The 18690-nt window shown below is 52.7% G+C and carries 15 protein-coding genes; 9 read left to right on the forward strand and 6 right to left on the reverse strand.

The window, feature by feature from the left end; all coding sequences use genetic code 11:
• Positions 1 to 610 precede the first annotated feature (610 nt).
• Positions 611 to 2008: an AMP-binding protein gene (locus tag R6U67_RS03665; RefSeq protein ID WP_410251297.1), complete on the reverse strand. Its 1398-nt coding sequence runs from the start codon at positions 2006 to 2008 to the stop codon at positions 611 to 613.
• A 17-nt stretch (positions 2009 to 2025) separates the two neighbouring features.
• Positions 2026 to 3108: a thiamine phosphate synthase gene (locus R6U67_RS03670; RefSeq protein WP_410251320.1), complete on the reverse strand. Its 1083-nt coding sequence runs from the start codon at positions 3106 to 3108 to the stop codon at positions 2026 to 2028.
• 150 nt (positions 3109 to 3258) lie between these two features.
• On the opposite strand from R6U67_RS03670, the gene R6U67_RS03675 reads away from it, so the two are divergent.
• The gene (locus R6U67_RS03675; protein WP_410251298.1) at positions 3259 to 4479 is read left to right on the forward strand and encodes a DUF1565 domain-containing protein; all 1221 of its coding nucleotides are present in this window, start codon (positions 3259 to 3261) and stop codon (positions 4477 to 4479) included.
• A 181-nt stretch (positions 4480 to 4660) separates the two neighbouring features.
• Here the strand turns inward: R6U67_RS03675 and R6U67_RS03680 are convergent, their stop codons facing one another.
• The gene (locus R6U67_RS03680) at positions 4661 to 5815 is read right to left on the reverse strand and encodes a hypothetical protein (protein ID WP_410251299.1); all 1155 of its coding nucleotides are present in this window, start codon (positions 5813 to 5815) and stop codon (positions 4661 to 4663) included.
• Between the two features lie 183 nt (positions 5816 to 5998).
• Positions 5999 to 6838 (reverse strand): diaminopimelate epimerase, encoded by an 840-nt coding sequence (gene dapF / locus R6U67_RS03685; protein ID WP_410251300.1) that lies wholly within the window; start codon positions 6836 to 6838, stop codon positions 5999 to 6001.
• Positions 6839 to 6982: 144 nt separating this feature from the next.
• On the opposite strand from dapF, the gene R6U67_RS03690 reads away from it, so the two are divergent.
• From R6U67_RS03690 to R6U67_RS03700, 3 genes are all read left to right on the forward strand, one after another.
• Entirely contained in the window at positions 6983 to 7213 is a 231-nt protein-coding gene (locus R6U67_RS03690; protein ID WP_410251301.1) for an Hfq-related RNA-binding protein, read from the forward strand.
• A gap of 69 nt (positions 7214 to 7282) precedes the next feature.
• Positions 7283 to 8152 (forward strand): M23 family metallopeptidase, encoded by an 870-nt coding sequence (locus R6U67_RS03695; protein WP_410251302.1) that lies wholly within the window; start codon positions 7283 to 7285, stop codon positions 8150 to 8152.
• 200 nt (positions 8153 to 8352) lie between these two features.
• A complete protein-coding gene (locus R6U67_RS03700) occupies positions 8353 to 8910 on the forward strand; it encodes a late competence development ComFB family protein (RefSeq protein WP_410251303.1) in 558 nt (185 codons plus the stop codon).
• 39 nt (positions 8911 to 8949) lie between these two features.
• On the opposite strand, the gene R6U67_RS03705 is transcribed toward R6U67_RS03700, so the two are convergent.
• A complete protein-coding gene (locus R6U67_RS03705) occupies positions 8950 to 9708 on the reverse strand; it encodes a L,D-transpeptidase (protein WP_410251304.1) in 759 nt (252 codons plus the stop codon).
• A 181-nt stretch (positions 9709 to 9889) separates the two neighbouring features.
• On the opposite strand from R6U67_RS03705, the gene R6U67_RS03710 reads away from it, so the two are divergent.
• On the forward strand, positions 9890 to 12676 hold the full coding sequence (locus R6U67_RS03710; protein WP_410251305.1) for a PD-(D/E)XK nuclease family protein: 2787 nt from the start codon (positions 9890 to 9892) through the stop codon (positions 12674 to 12676).
• A 123-nt stretch (positions 12677 to 12799) separates the two neighbouring features.
• A complete protein-coding gene (gene ppk2, locus R6U67_RS03715; protein ID WP_410251306.1) occupies positions 12800 to 13690 on the forward strand; it encodes a polyphosphate kinase 2 in 891 nt (296 codons plus the stop codon).
• A gap of 117 nt (positions 13691 to 13807) precedes the next feature.
• Here ppk2 and R6U67_RS03720 read toward each other — a convergent pair whose 3' ends face one another.
• Positions 13808 to 14074, reverse strand: a complete 267-nt coding sequence (locus R6U67_RS03720; RefSeq protein WP_410251307.1) for a hypothetical protein — start codon at positions 14072 to 14074, stop codon at positions 13808 to 13810.
• A gap of 234 nt (positions 14075 to 14308) precedes the next feature.
• On the opposite strand from R6U67_RS03720, the gene R6U67_RS03725 reads away from it, so the two are divergent.
• The 3 genes from R6U67_RS03725 (at position 14309) to R6U67_RS03735 (ending at position 18609) form a co-directional block, all read left to right on the forward strand.
• Entirely contained in the window at positions 14309 to 15115 is an 807-nt protein-coding gene (locus R6U67_RS03725; RefSeq protein ID WP_410251308.1) for an MlaE family lipid ABC transporter permease subunit, read from the forward strand.
• A gap of 372 nt (positions 15116 to 15487) precedes the next feature.
• Positions 15488 to 17269, forward strand: a complete 1782-nt coding sequence (locus R6U67_RS03730; protein ID WP_410251309.1) for an ABC transporter ATP-binding protein — start codon at positions 15488 to 15490, stop codon at positions 17267 to 17269.
• A gap of 107 nt (positions 17270 to 17376) precedes the next feature.
• Positions 17377 to 18609, forward strand: a complete 1233-nt coding sequence (locus R6U67_RS03735) for a glycosyltransferase family 4 protein (RefSeq protein WP_410251310.1) — start codon at positions 17377 to 17379, stop codon at positions 18607 to 18609.
• Positions 18610 to 18690: the final 81 nt, after the last annotated feature.

The following is an 18690-nucleotide window of genomic DNA, read 5'->3' on the forward strand; positions in this document are numbered from 1 at the left end:
ATCAGGATTGGCAAGGCGAGTGTGGGGATTTGTCTAACTATCCATTGATGGGGAAACATGATGTTTAGCCTCTGTTAAAGGTTTGGGAATGTGATGCAGGAAAGCTCCGAATCTATCTTTTGATACGTTACTTCTGGGGTCTTCTAGGTTTAGGGTAATCAGGAGAATTTATGGCAGATTACATCCGTTGCTGTAGGGGCGAAAAATCTTTCGCCCTACTACGCGAAAAATCTTTCGCCCTACTACGCGAAAAATCTTTCGCCCCTACGCTACTCATAAATTTTATTAATTGACGTTTATCTCGGTTCTCGCTAAACTAACAACGTCGAAAGATGTCCTCTGTAATTTCTATTGTTCTGAATCTTCAGTGTGCTGTAAAATATACGCTGTAATTTGTAGCATGAGGTCCCAAATTGTAAAGTTGAAAAAATTTTCGCCCCGACGGTAAGGGATGTCATCTGCTACAAATTTGTCGTATTAACCTGAACCCTGAAGAGCCATTTTTCCAGTGTTAATTGTGAATTATCAAGTGTTGAGTGTTTTTTCCCGAATAGCAACCGTTGACAGCAGTTTTGTCTTAGACTGGTTGGCCGTCTTTGGCTACCAAACATTACTCATCATCGCCGTCTTTGGCGCTCTCTTTGCTGGCTCGAAGCGCTGAGACGAGACGCTGCACCTGCACCTGCTCAATTTTACCGCGACTGTTGCGGGGAATCCGCTCGATCGCCAGCCAACATTTCGGATGTTTATAGGACGCTAACTGTTGCGAGAGGCGCGATCGCCCCTCCATGATAATCTCATCAGAGGACTCAGGCCCGGCCGGGACATACAGCGCCACCACCACCTCACCCCAGTCCTCATCCGCCACACCTAGCACACAGACATCCTCAATCCCCGGACTCTCTCGTAACACAGCTTCAACTTCAGCGGGAAACACCTTTTCCCCGCCACTAATCATCATCTGGCTTCCCCGGCCCACAAGATGCAGATAACCCGCCTCATCAAAATAGCCATAATCATCACTGACGAGTTCCCCAAGACTCGGTTTATCCCACTCAAATTCGCCATAATAGCCGCGCATCAAGGATTTAGCCCGAATCGTTAGTTGTCCAATTTCTCCAGGCTTAACGGGGCGGCCAGAGGCGTCGGTGATGATAATTTCACTGTGGGGGAGGACCCGACCGCTGCTGCTGTTGCCCTCTAGGAACTCCCGAGGTTGTAGGGTTGCCACCTGAGAAGCGGTCTCCGTCATACCATAGGTTAAGGCTAAGGGCAGACGGTGCGATCGCCCCTGAGCCAACAACCCCGGCCAAGCTGGCCCACCGCCGAGCAAAATCCCCTCAAACCGTTGCAACCAAGCCGTCACCGTTGGAGCAGCCAACAGTCGCTGTAACTGAGTCGGAACCAAGGAGATCCAGAACCGTTGCGGGTCAAATGCAGGCAATGCTCCCCCCTGTAACGCCTTGTAAGAGCCAAACACGAGTTGTCCTCCCGTCACGAGCGATCGCACCACCTGCATCAAGCCACTGACATGAAACAGGGGCAAGGTACAGTAACAGTTAATCTGTTGGCCCTGAATATGGTCGCGAAACCCCAACGCCGAGGCTGTCAGCCGCTCCCAGGTGTGAACCGCAAAGCGAATCCTCCCCGACGTTCCCCCAGTAGGAATCAAAATTGTCCCGGCTGGGGGCTGAGTCTTGGCGTCAGAACTCATATTTAGGGGAACCTGGCCCCAGACCAGATTACAGTTCAGTAAACCTTGTACCTGTTGCCATTCTCGGCAACGCCATTGGGGATTCCCGAGAACCAGGGGAACTCCCCGTATCTGAGTCGCCAAGACCCCGGCCAAAAAGGCGATCGCATCCCTCTCGGCTAACAACACCACTGGCGACTGGGGATGATGATCTAACCGGTGCAGTTTCTGCTCCAGTTGCGTCTCTAACGCTGAGAACATCCCAGCCTCAGACCCAGCCTCAGAGCCATCAAACAGTCGAGAATAGTCCAGCAATCGATGCACGTCCCCGGCTATCCTTGCTCATCACGACGACGCATCCGATTCACCCAAGCCAACTGCGAGAGGAAATACTGGGTAACCAGGGTGGGTTGTTCCGCCTCCATCAAGGCCCGCACCACAGCAACCCGAGTCGCGCCGCCGTCAAAGACTTGCGGGAGTCGGGTCATATCAATACCGCCAATCGCAAACCAGGGAACGGGACAGCGTTCAGCGGCATAGCGGACATATTCTAAGCCAGCGGCGGCTTTTCCCGCTTTCGTTGGTGTGGAATAGACGGGGCCAACCCCCACATAGTCGGCTCCTTCGGCTAAGGCTCGGCGCATTTCTTCGGGATTGGTGGTCGAACGACCGATAATCCGTTGGGAGCCGAGGAGTTGACGCGCGAAGGAGATGGGGACATCTTGCTGTCCTAAATGAACGCCATCGGCTTCAATGGCTAGGGCTAAATCCACGCGATCGTTGAGGATGAATAAGGCCCCATAGTCGTGACAGAGATGTTTGAGTTTTTGGGCGGTGTTGAGGCGCGTGACATCATCGGCATCCTTATCGCGATATTGCACCAGGGTCAGTCCCCCTTGTAGAGCCGCCTCGACAATCTCAAACAGGCGATCGCTCGGAGAGGTCACCAGATACAGGGAGGCTTGTTTTAAGGTTTGCTGCCGTTGGTCGGCCAGAAAGTGACTTTCTAGGGTATAAACTTGATATCGCATCTGTTTACAAGCATTGCCCATATCGACGTGGTAGAGCTTGCCGTATTCTTCTAAGACCCGTAAGGCTTCTTCGACGCGACAGAGGTTGGCTTGTAAAACCTGCTCAACGCTCTCTCGCCGTTCTTCGCGAGGATGCGTGAGGTCAACGCCAGGGTCATCAGGGGTATTTCGGGCGGATCTGAGTTTGGCACTATGCCAACGGCCGAGTTCCTGGCGCATCTGCTTGCAGGTATCGGTTAACTCAGCGTTGTTTAATCCGAAACGACACCATTCTTCAACGATGCGTATGCCTTCGCGGGCGCGATCGAGGTTCGCGTCGAGGATGCGACAGACGGAGATCGGGGTTAGGCTGGCGTCGGGGTGGGCTTGTCCTTCGATAGACATCGTTCCCTCAATGACAGTAGGTTCGTGGGTTTCCCGAGGGTTCATCGGCGGTGTTTTTGGTTGAGATAGGGTGTGGTTGAGGACATCAACCCGTTGTCGGTTGTTCACTGGTTTGGTTGTTGCGTTGTCTTGCACCTAGGATTTTCGTATATGGGGTTATCACGTTACCAATGGGGCGCGTTGGGGGCTGTCACTCTCACACTGGCGAATGGTATCACTATTGAGCCGGCGATCGCCCAATCGAGACCCAGGTTAATGGGGCAACTCTCGTCGCGCTCAGATGCGTCGGGGCGATCGTCTCAGGCCACGTTAGTCTTTGTCAATCCCACTCAGGGACGAGATCAGCCCGGTGGTGGCACGGAGGCGCAACCGTTGCGCACGTTAACCTATGCTCTGCGTCGCGCTCAAGCTAATACGGTGATTTTTCTCAGTCCCGGAACCTACAGCCGCGCCAATGGTGAAATTTTCCCGCTACGGCTCCCCTCGGGGGTCACGCTCTATGGCAATCCGCCGCAACAGGGCCAGGGGGTCATTATTTCGGGTGGTGCTGAGGTGGACAGTGCCTATGGCCGTCAGCATACGGCGATCGCAGCGGCGGATCGCTCTGGCCTGAATGGGGTGACGGTGAGTAATCCCCAGGGCCATGGAATTTGGTTAGAGTCAGGTCGCCTCTGGATTGTTAATAGTACGTTTGAGGGCAATGGCAATCAAGGGGTGGCGATCGCCCCGACGGCTGAGGCGTCTTCCCAAGATAATCGTTTTGTCAATAATCGCGGCAATATCGGTCGTCTGGCAACTCGTTCACATCTAGGATCGTCGGCCTCAACTGCCTCAACTCCTGCCGAAATAGAGTCTACTGACACAGAGTCTACAGGGGAGGTTGAGGTTCTCTCTTGGGGGAATGCCAGTGCTTTATCGATGCAGCAGCGATCGCCGTCGGTGTCCTTTGATAAACCTCCACTGGCCTACCGGCCGCCACAATCGTCCTATCAAGCGCCAATTTCGACTCGGGGGGAACTTCCGCCGCTTCCGGTTCCTGATGGTAATGTTCCCATCGGCGATCGCGGCCATTTGCCCATACCGCCCACCACCGTCCTCTCGAACCGTCCCGGCGCACCTCCACCACCGCCAAGTTATGCCAGTGTTAATGTGCCACCGACGCGCCTACAATTCCGGATTACGGTCACTCCTCGCACCAATACCGATTTAGAACTGGTTCAACTGTTGATGCCTGATGCCCTCACCCTACGCCGCCGTGATGGACGCATTACCCAGTCGGCTGCCTTCCGTCACCGCGATCGGGCTGAAGCGGTGTTGAACGAACTCCAACGCAATGGTATTCAAGCCTCGCTGCAATCTTTGGGGGATTAGGGGGGAACAGGGAACAGGGAACAGGGAACAGGGAACAGGGGGGAAAGAAGGCAAGAGGCAAGAGGCAAGAGGCAAGAGAAAAGACGTCGGGGCGTACCTTTACCTTTATTCGCCTTCTCCTGATTCTGCGCCCTTCCTGGGGTTTTGTCCTTCAAAACCCCATTTTGGGGACAAGTTACAGTTAATGTTCTGCCGCTTGTTCGACGGCCCAGGTAAAGGTTTGCAAAATCTGCTCTAGCATCAAATCATCCTGCAACGCCGAGAGTCGGAGATAGGGAAAACGGGTTTCCGTGGGATTGGTGGGGAGGGCGATGCCGACGGAACTAAACTTCGATCGCAGTTCTTGCCAGGGTTCCGTCTGATTAAAGGGTGGCTGGGAACCGTAATTTTGTGAGGATAATTCTAAACCGCCCCAGATGCCGATATTAAACAACTCACTGCCGATTTTGCCGCGATTGTCTTTGAAATAGACACCAAACCCGCCATAGTTGTCGCCTTTGCCCCATTGCACTTCAACATGGGGGACTTTTTCCTGCGCCCAGGTATAGATTTTTCGTGCCACTGTTGCCTCTTCTTCGCCCCGGCGACTGGCGAATTCTGGGAAAAATGATGTTTCATCCCAACGACGACGTTCACGGGTCGCGCTGGACTTTTTAAGGCGAGCTTCGGCGGTTTGTCCGAGGACCCGAGGGACTAATAGACGCAAAGACTCGGCGGAGTGATCGGCATATTGTTTGACTTCGAGGGCTAAGACTTCGGCCGGATCGACTTGTTCGTTAAGAAATTCTACCACTCGTCGCAGTTCCGGCGCGATGCGATCGGCGACAAAGACGAGGCGAATTTTTCCGGCTTGTAGATGGGTTTTGACTTTTTGCCAGAACCGTTCTTCACTGGCTTCTTCTCCCAAAAACTCCTCAAAGACTTCTTCGGGATCGCGGCCTTGTTCGCGGCAGTTGGTTTCAAACTGGGAGACAATGGTATCGATGGGCCAATAAATGCTGGCATTGGCGGCGTAGTCTAACATCTGGCCAATTGCTTCTTGGCGGATGCGACTGTTATCAATGCGTCTGACTTCAACTAGGGTGGGGATGGCGTTTTGGTCGATAAAGAGGCGATCGACGGACCAACGGCCGGCCCCATCTTCCTCTGTGGGAATTGGGGTTTCTCGGCGAATCAGGAGCCAGTAGCGGGGGAGTGCTGTGTCAATCTGATCGCCGGCGAGGAGATTGGGATAGGTTTCCAGGAGTTCTTGGAGTTGTTCTTCGGACTCGTACGCTTGCTCGCTCATTTCGACTAATTGCTCGTCGTCCTGAATTAGATAAATGCCTCCACCCATGAGTTAACCTCTATACCTTAGTGAGTTTGATTAGTTAGTTTGACCTGACCTATACCATTGAAGCTGATACGACACCTGTTTGTCCTGAACGCCGTCCTGAGAGCGAATTGAGATGGCTCAGTTGGATGCGGGGAGATGGTTCCGTAATTCTCCGTACAATTACCGGTACAATTACCGGTACAATTACAGGCGCAATGTGCCTGAAAAGACAAAGGTGGCTGGCCCCGTCATGTACACCGATCCCTGATTCGACCACTCAATTTCCAAGTTGCCACCGGGAAGTTCAACCGTGGTTGACCGGTCACAGTGTCCGGTTAGGACACCGGCGACGACCGAGGCACAGGCGCCTGTGCCACAGGCCAGCGTAGCACCTGCCCCGCGTTCCCACACCCGCATTTTTACGTAATTTCCCTGAGTGACCTCGATAAATTCTGTGTTAATCCGTTGGGGAAACTGCGGATGATGCTCAAATTGGGGGCCAATCTCAGCCAGAGAAATCGCCGCCACGTCGTCGACAAAGACCACACAATGGGGATTCCCCATGCTGACGGTGGTGACGTTCCAGGTGCGATCGCCGACGGTTAGGGGAACATCGACCACTTTCTCCGATTCAGGTTTGAGGGTTGTGGGGATTTGCCCCGCTAACAGACGCGGTTCTCCCATATCCACTTTAACTCGTCCATCGGCCTGGCGTTGAGGGGTCATGACCCCAGCTAAGGTCTGAATGCGATAGGTGGCGTCCTCTTGGCCGTTGAGTTGGGCCGCAAATTGGGCTAAACAACGGATACCATTGCCGCACATTTCCGGTTCCGAGCCATCGGAGTTGAAAATCCGCATGGTGTAATCGGTACCGTCTTGGCCTGGAAGTAAGAAAATCACGCCATCGCCACCAATGCCAAAATTGCGATCGCAGATCTGCTCGGCTTGTTCAGGAGTCACCAGGGGGTCGTGGCTATGGCGGTTGTCGAGCAAGATGAAATCATTGCCTAAACCGTGATATTTCTGAAAGTCCAGGGTCGTCATAGTGCGTGAGTCCTTTGTCCAGTATCAGGGAGTGTTCGTCCCCTTTCACTCAAGGTGGTATGGTAGCCAATGGTAGCAAACAGCGGGCGATCGCAGCGATGCCCACAACAGGCCTTTCTATCTATTCGGTGAGGAGACGGACTTATGGCGATTGAAATGGATACGAGTTTACCGAGCATTCGTTTCCTACAAGAGTACGTCAAAGAACATACCCCCCTTGAACTGCAAACGACGACCGGCGATCGCCTGATTGGACGAATTGCCTGGCAAGATCCAATTTATTTCTGTGTACTCGATGACGAGGGCCATCAGTACTTAGTGAACCGTCAATTGGTGGTTTATGTGAAACCGGTCAGCGCTCCGGGTGAGGGCTAAAATGAGCAGTACCCGGATTTTGACTGGGCCGGCCCGTTTTTAAGTGTTAAGTCTTAGGCGTGAATGACGATGATACCCAACCCCTTTACCTCCTCTGTGGCCCAGCCTCTCTCGGCGATTGTCGGGACTTGGGTGGTGATGAGCGCTCCGGCTCTGGCCCTAGAGATGCGAGTGTCACCCGAACAACCCCAGTTAGGGGAAACCCTCTCGGTGCTGATTGAAAGCGAGGCCCCACAGGCTCCCACCGTCACCGCTCGCGGACGCAGTTATCAAACCTTCTCCGTTGGTCAGAATCGCTATCGGGCCTTTATCCCAACCACTCCCCTTGACTCTCCAGGGCCATTCCCCATCCGTGCCAGTTCTGGGAACCAACGTCAAAGTCAAACCGTTTCTCTGGGCGATCGCCGTTTCACGATTCAAGAAATTTGGCTCTCTCCCTCTGTTAACGCCATTCAAGGCACGGATTACGAATTTGACCGTATGGATGACTTCAAAGCCATGGTTACCCCCGAGCGGCTTTGGACTGGCTCTTTCCGTCATCCCAGTGATGGCCCCATCAGCACTCCCTACGGGGTTCGTCGCTACTATAACGGCGAGTGGGCCGAGAATTATTACCATCGTGGCTTTGATTACGCCGCTCCCATGGGAGCGCCGGTTGTCGCTACGGCGCGCGGCCGGGTGTCTCTGGTGGGAACGGTCTCCCAAGGCTTTGAACTTCATGGCAATAGTATCGGTCTTGACCATGGCCAAGGTGTGACCAGTATTTATATTCACCTGAGCGAAATTAACGTCCGCGAAGGCCAGATGGTCGAAGCCGGAGACATCATTGGCCGTATTGGTAGCACCGGTATCTCCACCGGTCCTCATTTGCATTGGGGACTCTATGTGAATGGGGAATCCGTTGATCCGGCTCCCTGGTTAAACTTGGGATTAAAATAATTCCCCGGAACGGTTCACTCACCTCGATGTTTGGCCTCGATGTTTGAGGTGAGTGGGAGGGAAATCACCGGAATCCCAGACTTGACTTGAGAAAAAACAGTATAATCTCAGGGTTTCAGTTAAATTTTCCTGTTTCAGATCTCTGACGGACGGTGTGGTGATCCATTGCATCGATGTAGCAAGACGAACCGATAGCCGCTATGAGCATTGTCAAAATTGTCGAACAGGCCCTCTCGGACGGGTACTTAACCCCCGTCATGGAAGCCGAAGTGGGACGTATTTGTAATACGGCCTCAGAACTGTCTATTGAAGAGTATATGTCCCTCGATCGCCTGATGGGGGCGCTTCTCACGGGCGACGTTGTGGTCTTACCGCGCAAGCAGTTTATTAATGTTATGGAGGAGTTGGTGTTATCGGAGGCCATCACGAAAGTTGCCGAAATTGAAGCCAGTACCGAGCGCACTCTGGATGTGGGCGATATTGCGGCGTATGCTCTCAATCGCCTCCCTCCCCTCTATGCCACCACGGAGGAAGGGGCCAATTTTCAGCGATCGCGGGCGCGAGAACAACTCTCAGACTTGATTAGTAAACAGGTCACCGATGCGATTGAGCAAAGTTTGGCCCATCCTGAGTTTTTCCCGGAACGTCAATTACTGGGGAAAACCAATCCGAAAGAGGTCTTGTCTCAGGTGAGTATGCTGTTAGAGGCCTATGCTGAAAACTTTGAGGCTGAAGAACAACAAGCCAAGGACGCCTAAGAACCATGATCAGGGCGATTCCGATGACCGGGCGATCGCTCAGGGACGGACAATCACTGGGGTTCCTGGCTCAACTTGCTCGTAAAGCTCACGAATATCTGAGTTAGACAGACGCAAGCAGCCATGAGACACGGCGGCTCCAAGGTTCGACTCATCAGCCGTTCCGTGGAAGCCGATATACACCTGTCCATCGGTCCAAAAGCCAATCCAGCGATCGCCTAAGGGATTGGTTGGCCCTGGGGGAATCACCTCCCCCGTCAACGGATGCTCCCAGGCCGGATTTTTTCGAGTTTCGATGACCTCAAAGACTCCGGTGGGGGTCTCCCAACCCTCTCGACCGACAGCCAGGGGATAGTGATGTTGTGGCTGTTGATCGTAGTACACCGATAGGGTTCGCTGACTCAGAGAGACTTCTAAATACAGGTCTTCGGGGACTTGTTCCTCGTTCGTTGGCTCGGTTGAGAACGTCGTTGAGGACATCCGTGATGATGACTCGGAGATGAAGCGATCGAGGTTTTGCAGGTTGTTGGCCAACGAGACGCTAAACTCGGGAAAGCTTAGGTCTGAACGGGTGGCGATCGCCGAGGAAATGGACTCAACCGGCCCCTCAGCCGGCTCGTCAGGATTCCCGGCCGACTCATTGGCTGACTCATTGGCTGACTCATTGGCTGCGAGATCCTCAAACGGAGGATTTGATGTTTGAGTCTCGGGACCCACAAACTCCAATACCAGCAAGATTGCAGCACCGACAAAACAGAGTAGGGAAAAGGCCTGAGCGATGGAAGGGGGCTGTCGCATGGGGTGACGGGCGTTCCATTGAGAACTGACAAGACCCGCAATTTTTGGGGTTTAGTGAAGCGGTCTCGGAGCTTGAGGGCTAGGATTAACGATAACTGAGTCGAGCGCAAACGGCGACTCGAATGATTGAGTCCAATGGCCCAGTCCAAGGAGACGTCAGGAAGCAGCGGAGGTCAGGCGAATGCGCATTATCAAAACCCACATCAAAACCCACATCAAAACCCACCATCAGACTCGATTTGAGTTTCAGGACCCGCGAGAGGCGATCGCCCCCGGAACTCAAGTCATTTGCGCTCATCGCTCCCTGGCCACCGCCCTCGATGTTCCCTACTGTTCCCTGGAGATGTTAGCCCGTCAACACTGTGAACACCAGGGTTGGCAGATTCTCTCACCCCTGATGGCTCATCAACGGCGTTTAGCCGTCGTCCGAGCGCAAGTCCAGGAACAACGACGCGATCCAACCTGGACTCAACCCCAGCCCAACGGGAGCCGCGAGGGAGACCTCAGCGCCCTAGAACGCCGCTTAATACCAGGGTTAACCAGTCTTTTGCGGTCTGACTTAGACTTGGCAGCTTTGGCGGCAATAACGCCCCATTCTGCGCCGCTCACGCTATTGTTGCGCGTGACCCAGGCCTACTGCGATCGCCTCGAACAGGAGAAATCTGTCGATCCGGCTCAGGTTTATCAACGAGCGGCCCAGCTGCAACCAACGCCCCGGCCGCTCTGGGTTTACGGCTATCCTGAATGGATCGATCGCCAACCCCGGTTACAGTTTTTGAATGCGATCGCCGCCCCAGGGAGTCTCTTATTTCTGCCGAGTTTCCCTGAGTTAGATTTGCCCGGACAAGAGCAGGCGATCGCGGATTTGCAAGCCCTGGGTTGGACCCTAGAGACGAGTGAGGATGAGCCGTCCGCGTCAGCTCCCTCTACTACTATTTCAGCCTCTCCCGTTTTAGCTTCTACCCGGTCGTTGCCCGTTCATCATCGGCCAGCAGACTCCTATTTGAATCAAGAGGAGGAAGTCCGAGGGGTCTTGCGTCAGGTGAAACGGCTCTTGCGTCAGGGCGTGGCTCCCCAGGAGATGGCTCTGGTCACTTGGGATGTTGAAGGCTATGACCCCATGCTGCAAGATATCGCCTGGGAGTATGAGTTACCCATCGCCTGCGATCGCCCCCGTCCGTTGCTCAAAACCCCCCTGGGCGCTTGGCTGCAAGGGCTGGTCGCGGCGCTGCGATCGCGCTTTGACTTCGAGTCCACGGCGGCTCTGTTCCGACATCCTCTAACGCCCACGGCCCCCGAGATCATTGGCTCGATTGACTGGGGGCGAGTCCGCCGTCAGCATCCCCACACGGGCCAGAGTTGGCGGAACTGCGGGGCGCAGTTGACGGCCCTAGAGGGATGGACGCGCGGCGATCGCTCCACCTGGATCGCCCGCCTGCGAGACGTGTTGGAGTCTTGGCAGCTCGAACCACGCTGTCAGAGTCATCTGGGCGATCGCTTGGCCTGGTCGTCTCTACAACAAGGCTTACAGCATCTGGCTCAAGCCAACCCTCAACGTCTGACCCTAGAACAGTTCACTCAGGAACTGCTTGACACTCTATCTTGGCTGCGGGTGGCGCCTGAGCCGTCGGAGGGGGCGATCGCGGTTCAGTCTCCTGAGGCGGTGTTGGGGGCAAGATATGGCTATCTCTGGGTCTTAGGGGTGGCTGATGGGATGATTCCGTCTCCTCTCGGGTCAGATTCACTCTTGGACTTGTACCGCCGCAAACAGCTTCGGAAACAGGGGTTTGCGATTGAAACGGCGTTCACTCTAACGCAACGACAATTGTTGGTGTTTCGCGATCTTTTCCGGGTGGCCGGGGAACTTTATCTCTCCTATCCTCGGCAAATTAAGGCGACTCCTCGGCCGCCGAGTCCTTATCTGGCTCGCTTTAAGATTGCGGTACAAGCGGCTGATGACCCCGGGGCGATCGCCAGTTGGCAGGAATTACGTCAACAGGGGTTACGTCAACAGGGGTTACGTCAACAGGGGTTAGGACAACGGAGATTACAAGAGGACCCAGTTTTGTCTCATGCGGCTCGCAGTTGGGCCATTGAACACCGTCGTCACCAGGGTCGTCACCAGGGTCAGGGGGGCGATCGCTTTCAGGGTCTGACGGAGATTCCCTTCGATCTCCAATCTCGCTATTTTAGTGCCTCTCAATTGACCCATTTGGGCCAATGTGGGTTTAAATGGTTTGCCGGGGATTTGCTCAAGATTCGGGAATTGGCTGAAGCGGAGACGGAGTTGTCGGGGCGGGTTCGCGGGAAGCTTTACCACAAAACCTTGGAATTGGCAACCCAAAAGGCCTTAGAGACGCGATCGCCGGATTTGCGTGAGGCTCTGTTGCAGCATTTAGAGGCCGCCTTTGAGGAAGCCGAAGCCTTGGAACAGTTACCGGAGTTAGCCGCCTGGGGAGCGCGACGGAAGGAGCATTTGCAACGATTGCACCGCACCGTCTCTCAAGCGTCTTTTCTCGGCGACGACAGCCAAATTGTGGCGACGGAACGGTCGTTTGAGGGAGAGTGGTATGGGTTTCGGGTGCGGGGACAGATCGATCGCCTCGATCACACCCCCGAGGGCCATGTTGTCATTGAGTATAAGAGCCGCTCAAGTCGGCCCACCCGCGCCAAGAATGACCAGGGAAAGGCGGATTTAGATGTCCAGCTTCCTCTCTATCAGGATCTCGTCGCACAACAACTTCAGGGGGAGAACCCCACTGAGTCAGCCTCAGTCGAGGCCTATTACTATTCCCTAACCAAAGGTAAACCCCTGGGGAAACGTAATAAGGTCGATCGCGCGGCCCTCGAACGGTTCAGCGATCGCCTCAAAACTCATCTCAATCAGGGCGACTATCCTGTTGAGCCGGATCATCAGCAGTCGGCGTGTCAGTATTGTCCTCATGATGCCATCTGTCGCAAGAGTTGAACCCATCATTGGTGTTGTTAGGGGTGATATCTTTGGGGATATCTTGTCTTCTTGACCTGCTGTTATATAATTGAGGCAACTGAGACCCTCACAGTTGATAACTGCTGTCACTTTTTTAGATCAATGGGTAAGAAAAAGAAAAAAGATAAGGCTAACGAAAGTTCCGAAAGCACCGTCGAGACCAATGACGACCCAAATTTTCAAGATTTCATGACCTCTGAACCCTCAAAACCTGCCAAAAAACTTCCTAAAAAAGTTTATAAATCTGAACTAAAACGACTTCAGATTGAGTTGGTTAAATTACAGACTTGGATCAAAGCAAAAGGCTTAAAAGTTGCCATTATTTTTGAAGGGCGTGACGCCGCTGGTAAGGGTGGAACCATCAAGCGCATTACTGAATCTCTGAACCCCCGTATTTGCCGCGTGGTGGCGTTGGGAACCCCCACGGAGCGGGAAAAGACCCAATGGTATTTTCAGCGCTATGTCTCCCATTTACCCGCCGCTGGGGAGATGGTGTTGTTCGATCGCAGTTGGTATAACCGGGCTGGGGTTGAACGGGTGATGGGCTTTTGTAGCGAAGAGGAGTATTGGGAGTTTCTACGCTCTTGTCCCGAGTTTGAATGTATGCTGGTGCGATCGGGAATTATCTTGATTAAATACTGGTTTTCGGTCAGTGATGATGAGCAAGAGAAACGATTTCAAGCTCGCATTGATGACCCGACAAAACGCTGGAAACTGAGTCCGATGGACTTAAAGGCTCGGGAAAAATGGGTCGAATACTCCATCGCCAAAGATGAAATGTTTGCACATACCGATATTAAGCGATCGCCCTGGTATGTTGTGGATGCTGATAACAAGAAACGCGCCCGTCTCAACTGTATCCATCACATCTTGACCATGATTCCCTATGATGATCTGACCCCAGATCCCATTGAACTCCCCGAACGTCAAGAAGATATTGGCTATTTACGGCCGCCCAAGAGTAAGCAAACCTTTGTTCCGAATTATTATTAACAGGCGATTGACGGGATTCTAACATCAATTCATCTCCCCAATTCCGTTCCTGAATCTGGGTGCGCCGGCTTTGACTCCTGTCGACTCCTCTGTCTTGACAGGGGTGGTTGACTTGAGTTACCGTTCGTGTTGCTCTTGGACTGTGTGAAAGCTGGCAAACATATCAAAGAGGACAGCCACAAAGCTGAAGGAGAAGCCAAGCCAGAGTAGTCCCTGTAGAGGATGGCCTGTACCAAAAACCGCCAGAAACTCAAGCAGCCAATGTAACCCCGCATGACCGATTTGGGTACAGAGTGGGATATAACTCATCACGAACAGGGCTAAAGCTCCCGCTGCAAAAACCAAACCCGGTAACATGAAGCTGAAGACCGTGGTTAGACACAAAGAGCGGAGTCGGGAGAGGTGAGTTGGGAGACAAAGGTTAGATAACATGGGATTTAACTGCACAACTAGGAAACTTGTCAAGGGCTATCGATCTCGAATGTTCTTACCTTAATCGCGATCGCCGCCGAGATCCCAAAACTGTATAAATCTTAAATAAACCTAAAGAAACTTGGTATTTCGTGTAACGTTACCTTGCAGTGTGTTCGTTGTTGTTATCGTTTTGGCGCAGAACCCTTGTATAAGAAACTCATCCCAAGCAGCCTAGCCAAATGGGGCCAGCGTCTACTCGCCGCCATCCTCCTCGGTGGACAAGTGGTCATCCATCTCGCCACGGGGCTAGTCAGCGGTAAAATCCACCGGCGTAACACCATCGAACAGATGGCTTTCGTGGGTCCTCAATCCTTACTCATCAATACCATCACCGCTGGGTTCGTGGGAATGGTGTTTACAATTCAGGTGGCGCGGGAATTTCTCAACTTTGGGGCGGGTTCGGCGGTAGGAGGGGTTCTAGCGGTGGCCCTGGCCCGGGAGTTATCCCCCGTGTTGACGGCGGTGATTGTGGCGGGGCGAGTGGGTTCAGCGTTTGCGGCGGAAATCGGGACCATGCAAGTGACTGAACAGATTGACGCTCTCTATATCTTACGAACAGACCCCATCGACTATCTCGTTATTCCTCGGGTCATCGCTTGCTGTATCATGGTGCCAATTTTGACCCTATTTTCTCTGATTATCGGCATGGCCGGCGGGTTACTCATTGCGACGAGTCAATATAGCATTGCTCAGTCGGTATTCCTCGAATCAGCCCGCAACTTTATGGGGGTGAGCGACCTTCTCAATGCCACGATTAAAGGAGGGGTCTTTGGAGGGTTGGTAGCTATTATTGGCTGTAGTTGGGGTCTAACCACTTCTGGAGGGGCGAAAGGGGTCGGAGAATCGACGACAACTGCTGTGGTGACAGCCCTGATGGCAATCTTTATTACGAACTTCTTTCTATCTTGGGTCATGTTCCAAGGGATGGGAACTGCCTCGCTGACCTTATAGTAATGGATAATTGATTGTGGATCATTAAGACTAAAAATGTTTGTTTTGGGCTTGACATTCTCGTATATTTATGATTAATACGAAATCGAGTTTTGAAGGCTACCCCTCTACCCCTCGTACCCCTCGTGTCATGGCTGAAGCCGTGACACGCACTCTGGGCGGCTCTGCCGCCTGTCCTCGGGAGGCAGAGCCTCCCCAAAGCCATGACTTGGCTTCAGCCAAGTCACGAGGAAGGAGTCACGAGGAAGGAGTCACGAGGAAGGAGTCACGGGGAACGACGAGGAACAATGGTTTGATTAGGATCTAACCGGATTCCGTATCATTCAAATTATTCAGCGCAAATTGTTAATTATTAATTGTTGATTTACACTGATGCCTGTTTCTAAGAAACATCCATTCCAACGCCTGCTTCAATATGCTCATTCCTATCAAAAAGATATTTGGAAAGCTGCAACTTGTTCCGTACTCAATAAGATTTTTGACCTAGCTCCTCCGGCTTTAATTGGCTTGGCGGTGGATATTGTAGTTCAGCAAGAAGACTCCTTTTTAGCGAGTTTGGGCATTGAATCAATTTTGGCGCAACTGGTGGTCTTATCCCTGTTGAGCTTTGTGATTTGGGGGTTTGAGTCTCTGTTTGAATATGCCTATCAGCGGCTGTGGCGCAACTTAGCCCAGACGATTCAACATGATTTCCGTCTCGATGGCTATCGTCATTTACAACAGATGGAACTGTCGTTTTTTGAAGAACGCAGTACCGGCGCGTTGATGGCGGTTCTGAATGATGATATTAACCAGTTAGAGCGGTTTTTAGATCGCGGTGCGAATGAAGTATTACAAGTTCTAACGACTGTGATTGTGATTGGGGGAGCATTTGTGATTTTAACTCCGAATGTTGCTCTGTTGGCATTGCTACCCATTCCTTTTATTCTTTGGGGTTCTATTAGTTTCCAGAAACGTCTTGCACCGCGTTACTCTGCTGTTCGTGAAACGGTGAGTGATCTTAATTCCCAGTTATCCAATAATTTGACGGGAATTACGACGATTAAAAGTTTTACAGCAGAAGAGTATGAAGCGGAGCGAATTAACCAACTCAGTCATGAGTATTCTCGCACGAATCGGCGGGCGATCGCCCTCAGTGCGGCGTTTGTTCCACTGATTCGGATTATCATTTTAGTGGGGTTCACGGCGATTTTGTTACTCGGTGGGTTAGACGCCGCAGCGGGAAATCTAGCGGTGGGAACCTACAGTACGATGGTGTTTCTCACTCAACGGTTATTGTGGCCTCTCACTCGTTTGGGGGAAACCTTAGACTTGTATCAGCGATCGCAGGCCTCAACCCGACGACTGTTCAAACTCCTCGATACTCCCATTACTCGACATCCTGGCTCAACTCCTTTACCCGTTGAACAAGTTAAGGGGGATATTTCTCTCGACTCAGTCACCTTTGGCTACCACGATCGCCAACCGGTCATTGAGAATTTCTCTCTCTCCGTTGCGGCGGGACAAACCATCGCTGTTGTGGGCGCAACTGGATCAGGAAAAAGCACAATTGTCAAGCTATTGTTGCGACTGTATGAAATTAAATCGGGGCGCATTACTCTCGATGGTTTAGATATCCAAGAAATCCGCTTAGCCGACTTACGCCGCGCTATTGGCTTAGTCAGTCAAGAGGTATTTTTGTTTCATGGAACTGTGGCTGAGAATATCCGTTATGGGAGTTTTGAGGCGACGGATGACGATGTGGTTGCGGCGGCGACGATCGCTGAAGCCCATCGTTTTATTTCCGAGTTACCCCAAGGATATCAAACCACCATTGGCGAGCGGGGTCAAAAACTCTCAGGAGGACAACGACAACGGTTGGCGATCGCCCGAGCGATCCTCAAAAATCCTCCCATTTTGATTTTAGATGAAGCCACTTCAGCGGTGGACAATGAAACCGAAGCGGCGATTCAGCGCTCCCTTGATCATATTACCGAGAATCGCACCACGATCGCGATCGCACACCGACTCAGTACCATCCGCAATGCAGACTGTATTTATGTCATGGATCGCGGCGAAATTGTGGAGCAAGGCTCCCACGAGCAACTGGTGCAACAATCGGGAATTTATGCCAGCTTATGGACGGTACAAATGGGCGAACTCATCCACCACTAACTCATTCCCGTTCTCTAGTCCCTAGTCTCGCTTTCCTTTCGCCCCCCTGAGACCCCCCTGAGACCCCCCTGATACCATAGAGGTGACCCTTTAACCCTTCCATTACTATGAACGTTTTGAGTTTGTCGGCGACCTTTCCCTATCCGCCAAGTCGGGGCGGAACCCAAGTGCGAACCTTTAATTTATTGAAGTATTTAAATCAGTATCATCGGGTTACCGTGGTCACACAACGTCAGGAGGGGGTGACGGATGACGAGATTGAGGCTTTGCGCGGCTATGTGAGCGAGTTGGTCGTGTTTGAGCGTCCACCGATTGTAGACAAGAGTCTGTTGCGGAAAGTGCGCCGCTTTAGTGGCTTTTTTTTGGGGGGAACGCCGCCGAGTGTGTTGTCCTATTACTCGCGGGAGATGCAAACTTGGGTCGATGAGGCGGTGGCGTCAGGAAACTATGACGTGATCACCTGTGAACATAGCGTCAATGAAACGTTTGTTCGGCCTCGTTGGGGCGATCGCCTCAAAACACTCGTCAATGTCCATAGTTCCATTTTTGGTACCTGTCGCCAACAACTCGAAACCGAAACCGCTGAACGTCCCCTGCGCGATCGCCTCAATTTACCCCTTCTGTACCGTTATGAGAATCGCTATTGTCAGAAATTTAGTCATATCGTCGTCACAACCCCTGAAGATGGCGCTCAGATGAAACAGTTTAATCCCGATAGTTGCATTATGGTGATTCCCAATGGGGTAGATGTGGAGTTGTTTCCCATGCGATCGCATGATCCCGGCGGTCATCGCCTCATCTTTGTCGGCGCGATGGACAATATCGCTAACATCGACGCAGTGACCTTTTTAGTCAAGGAGATTTATCCTCAGGTGCGATCGCGCTATCCCGACACGACGCTTACCCTGGTGGGATCGAATCCCGTTCCCGAAGTGCAACAACTCGCCACGGTTTCCGGTGTCACTGTAACCGGACGAGTTCCCTCGATGTCCGACTATCTCCATGAGGCGACGGTTTGTGTGGTGTCGATGCGGATTGGCTATGGGATTAAAAATAAAACCCTCGAAGCGATGGCGGCGGGAACACCAATTGTCGGGAGTGATGCGGCGTTAGAAGGCTTGCAGGTGGACGACGAGAGCCAACCTCGACGGGCCTTGCGGGCCAATCACGTGGAGGAGTACGTGCAGGCGATCGCGCATCTGTTTGACAACGAATCTCTGCGTCAAGACCTCTCCCGCAACGGACGCGCCTATGTCCAGGAGCAGTTTACCTGGGAACGGGCCGGACAGCTTTACGAACGGGCAATCGCCGCCGAGAGCGGGGTTTGCCCAGAGACCTGAGCCTCATGGTAGTCTAGGAGGCAGACAGAACTCTAAAATTCAACGATAACCACAATCATTGCCGGCGGGACGCATCAATCG

Source organism: Sodalinema sp. (assembly GCF_046483825.1).
Lineage (GTDB): Bacteria > Cyanobacteriota > Cyanobacteriia > Cyanobacteriales > Geitlerinemataceae > Sodalinema.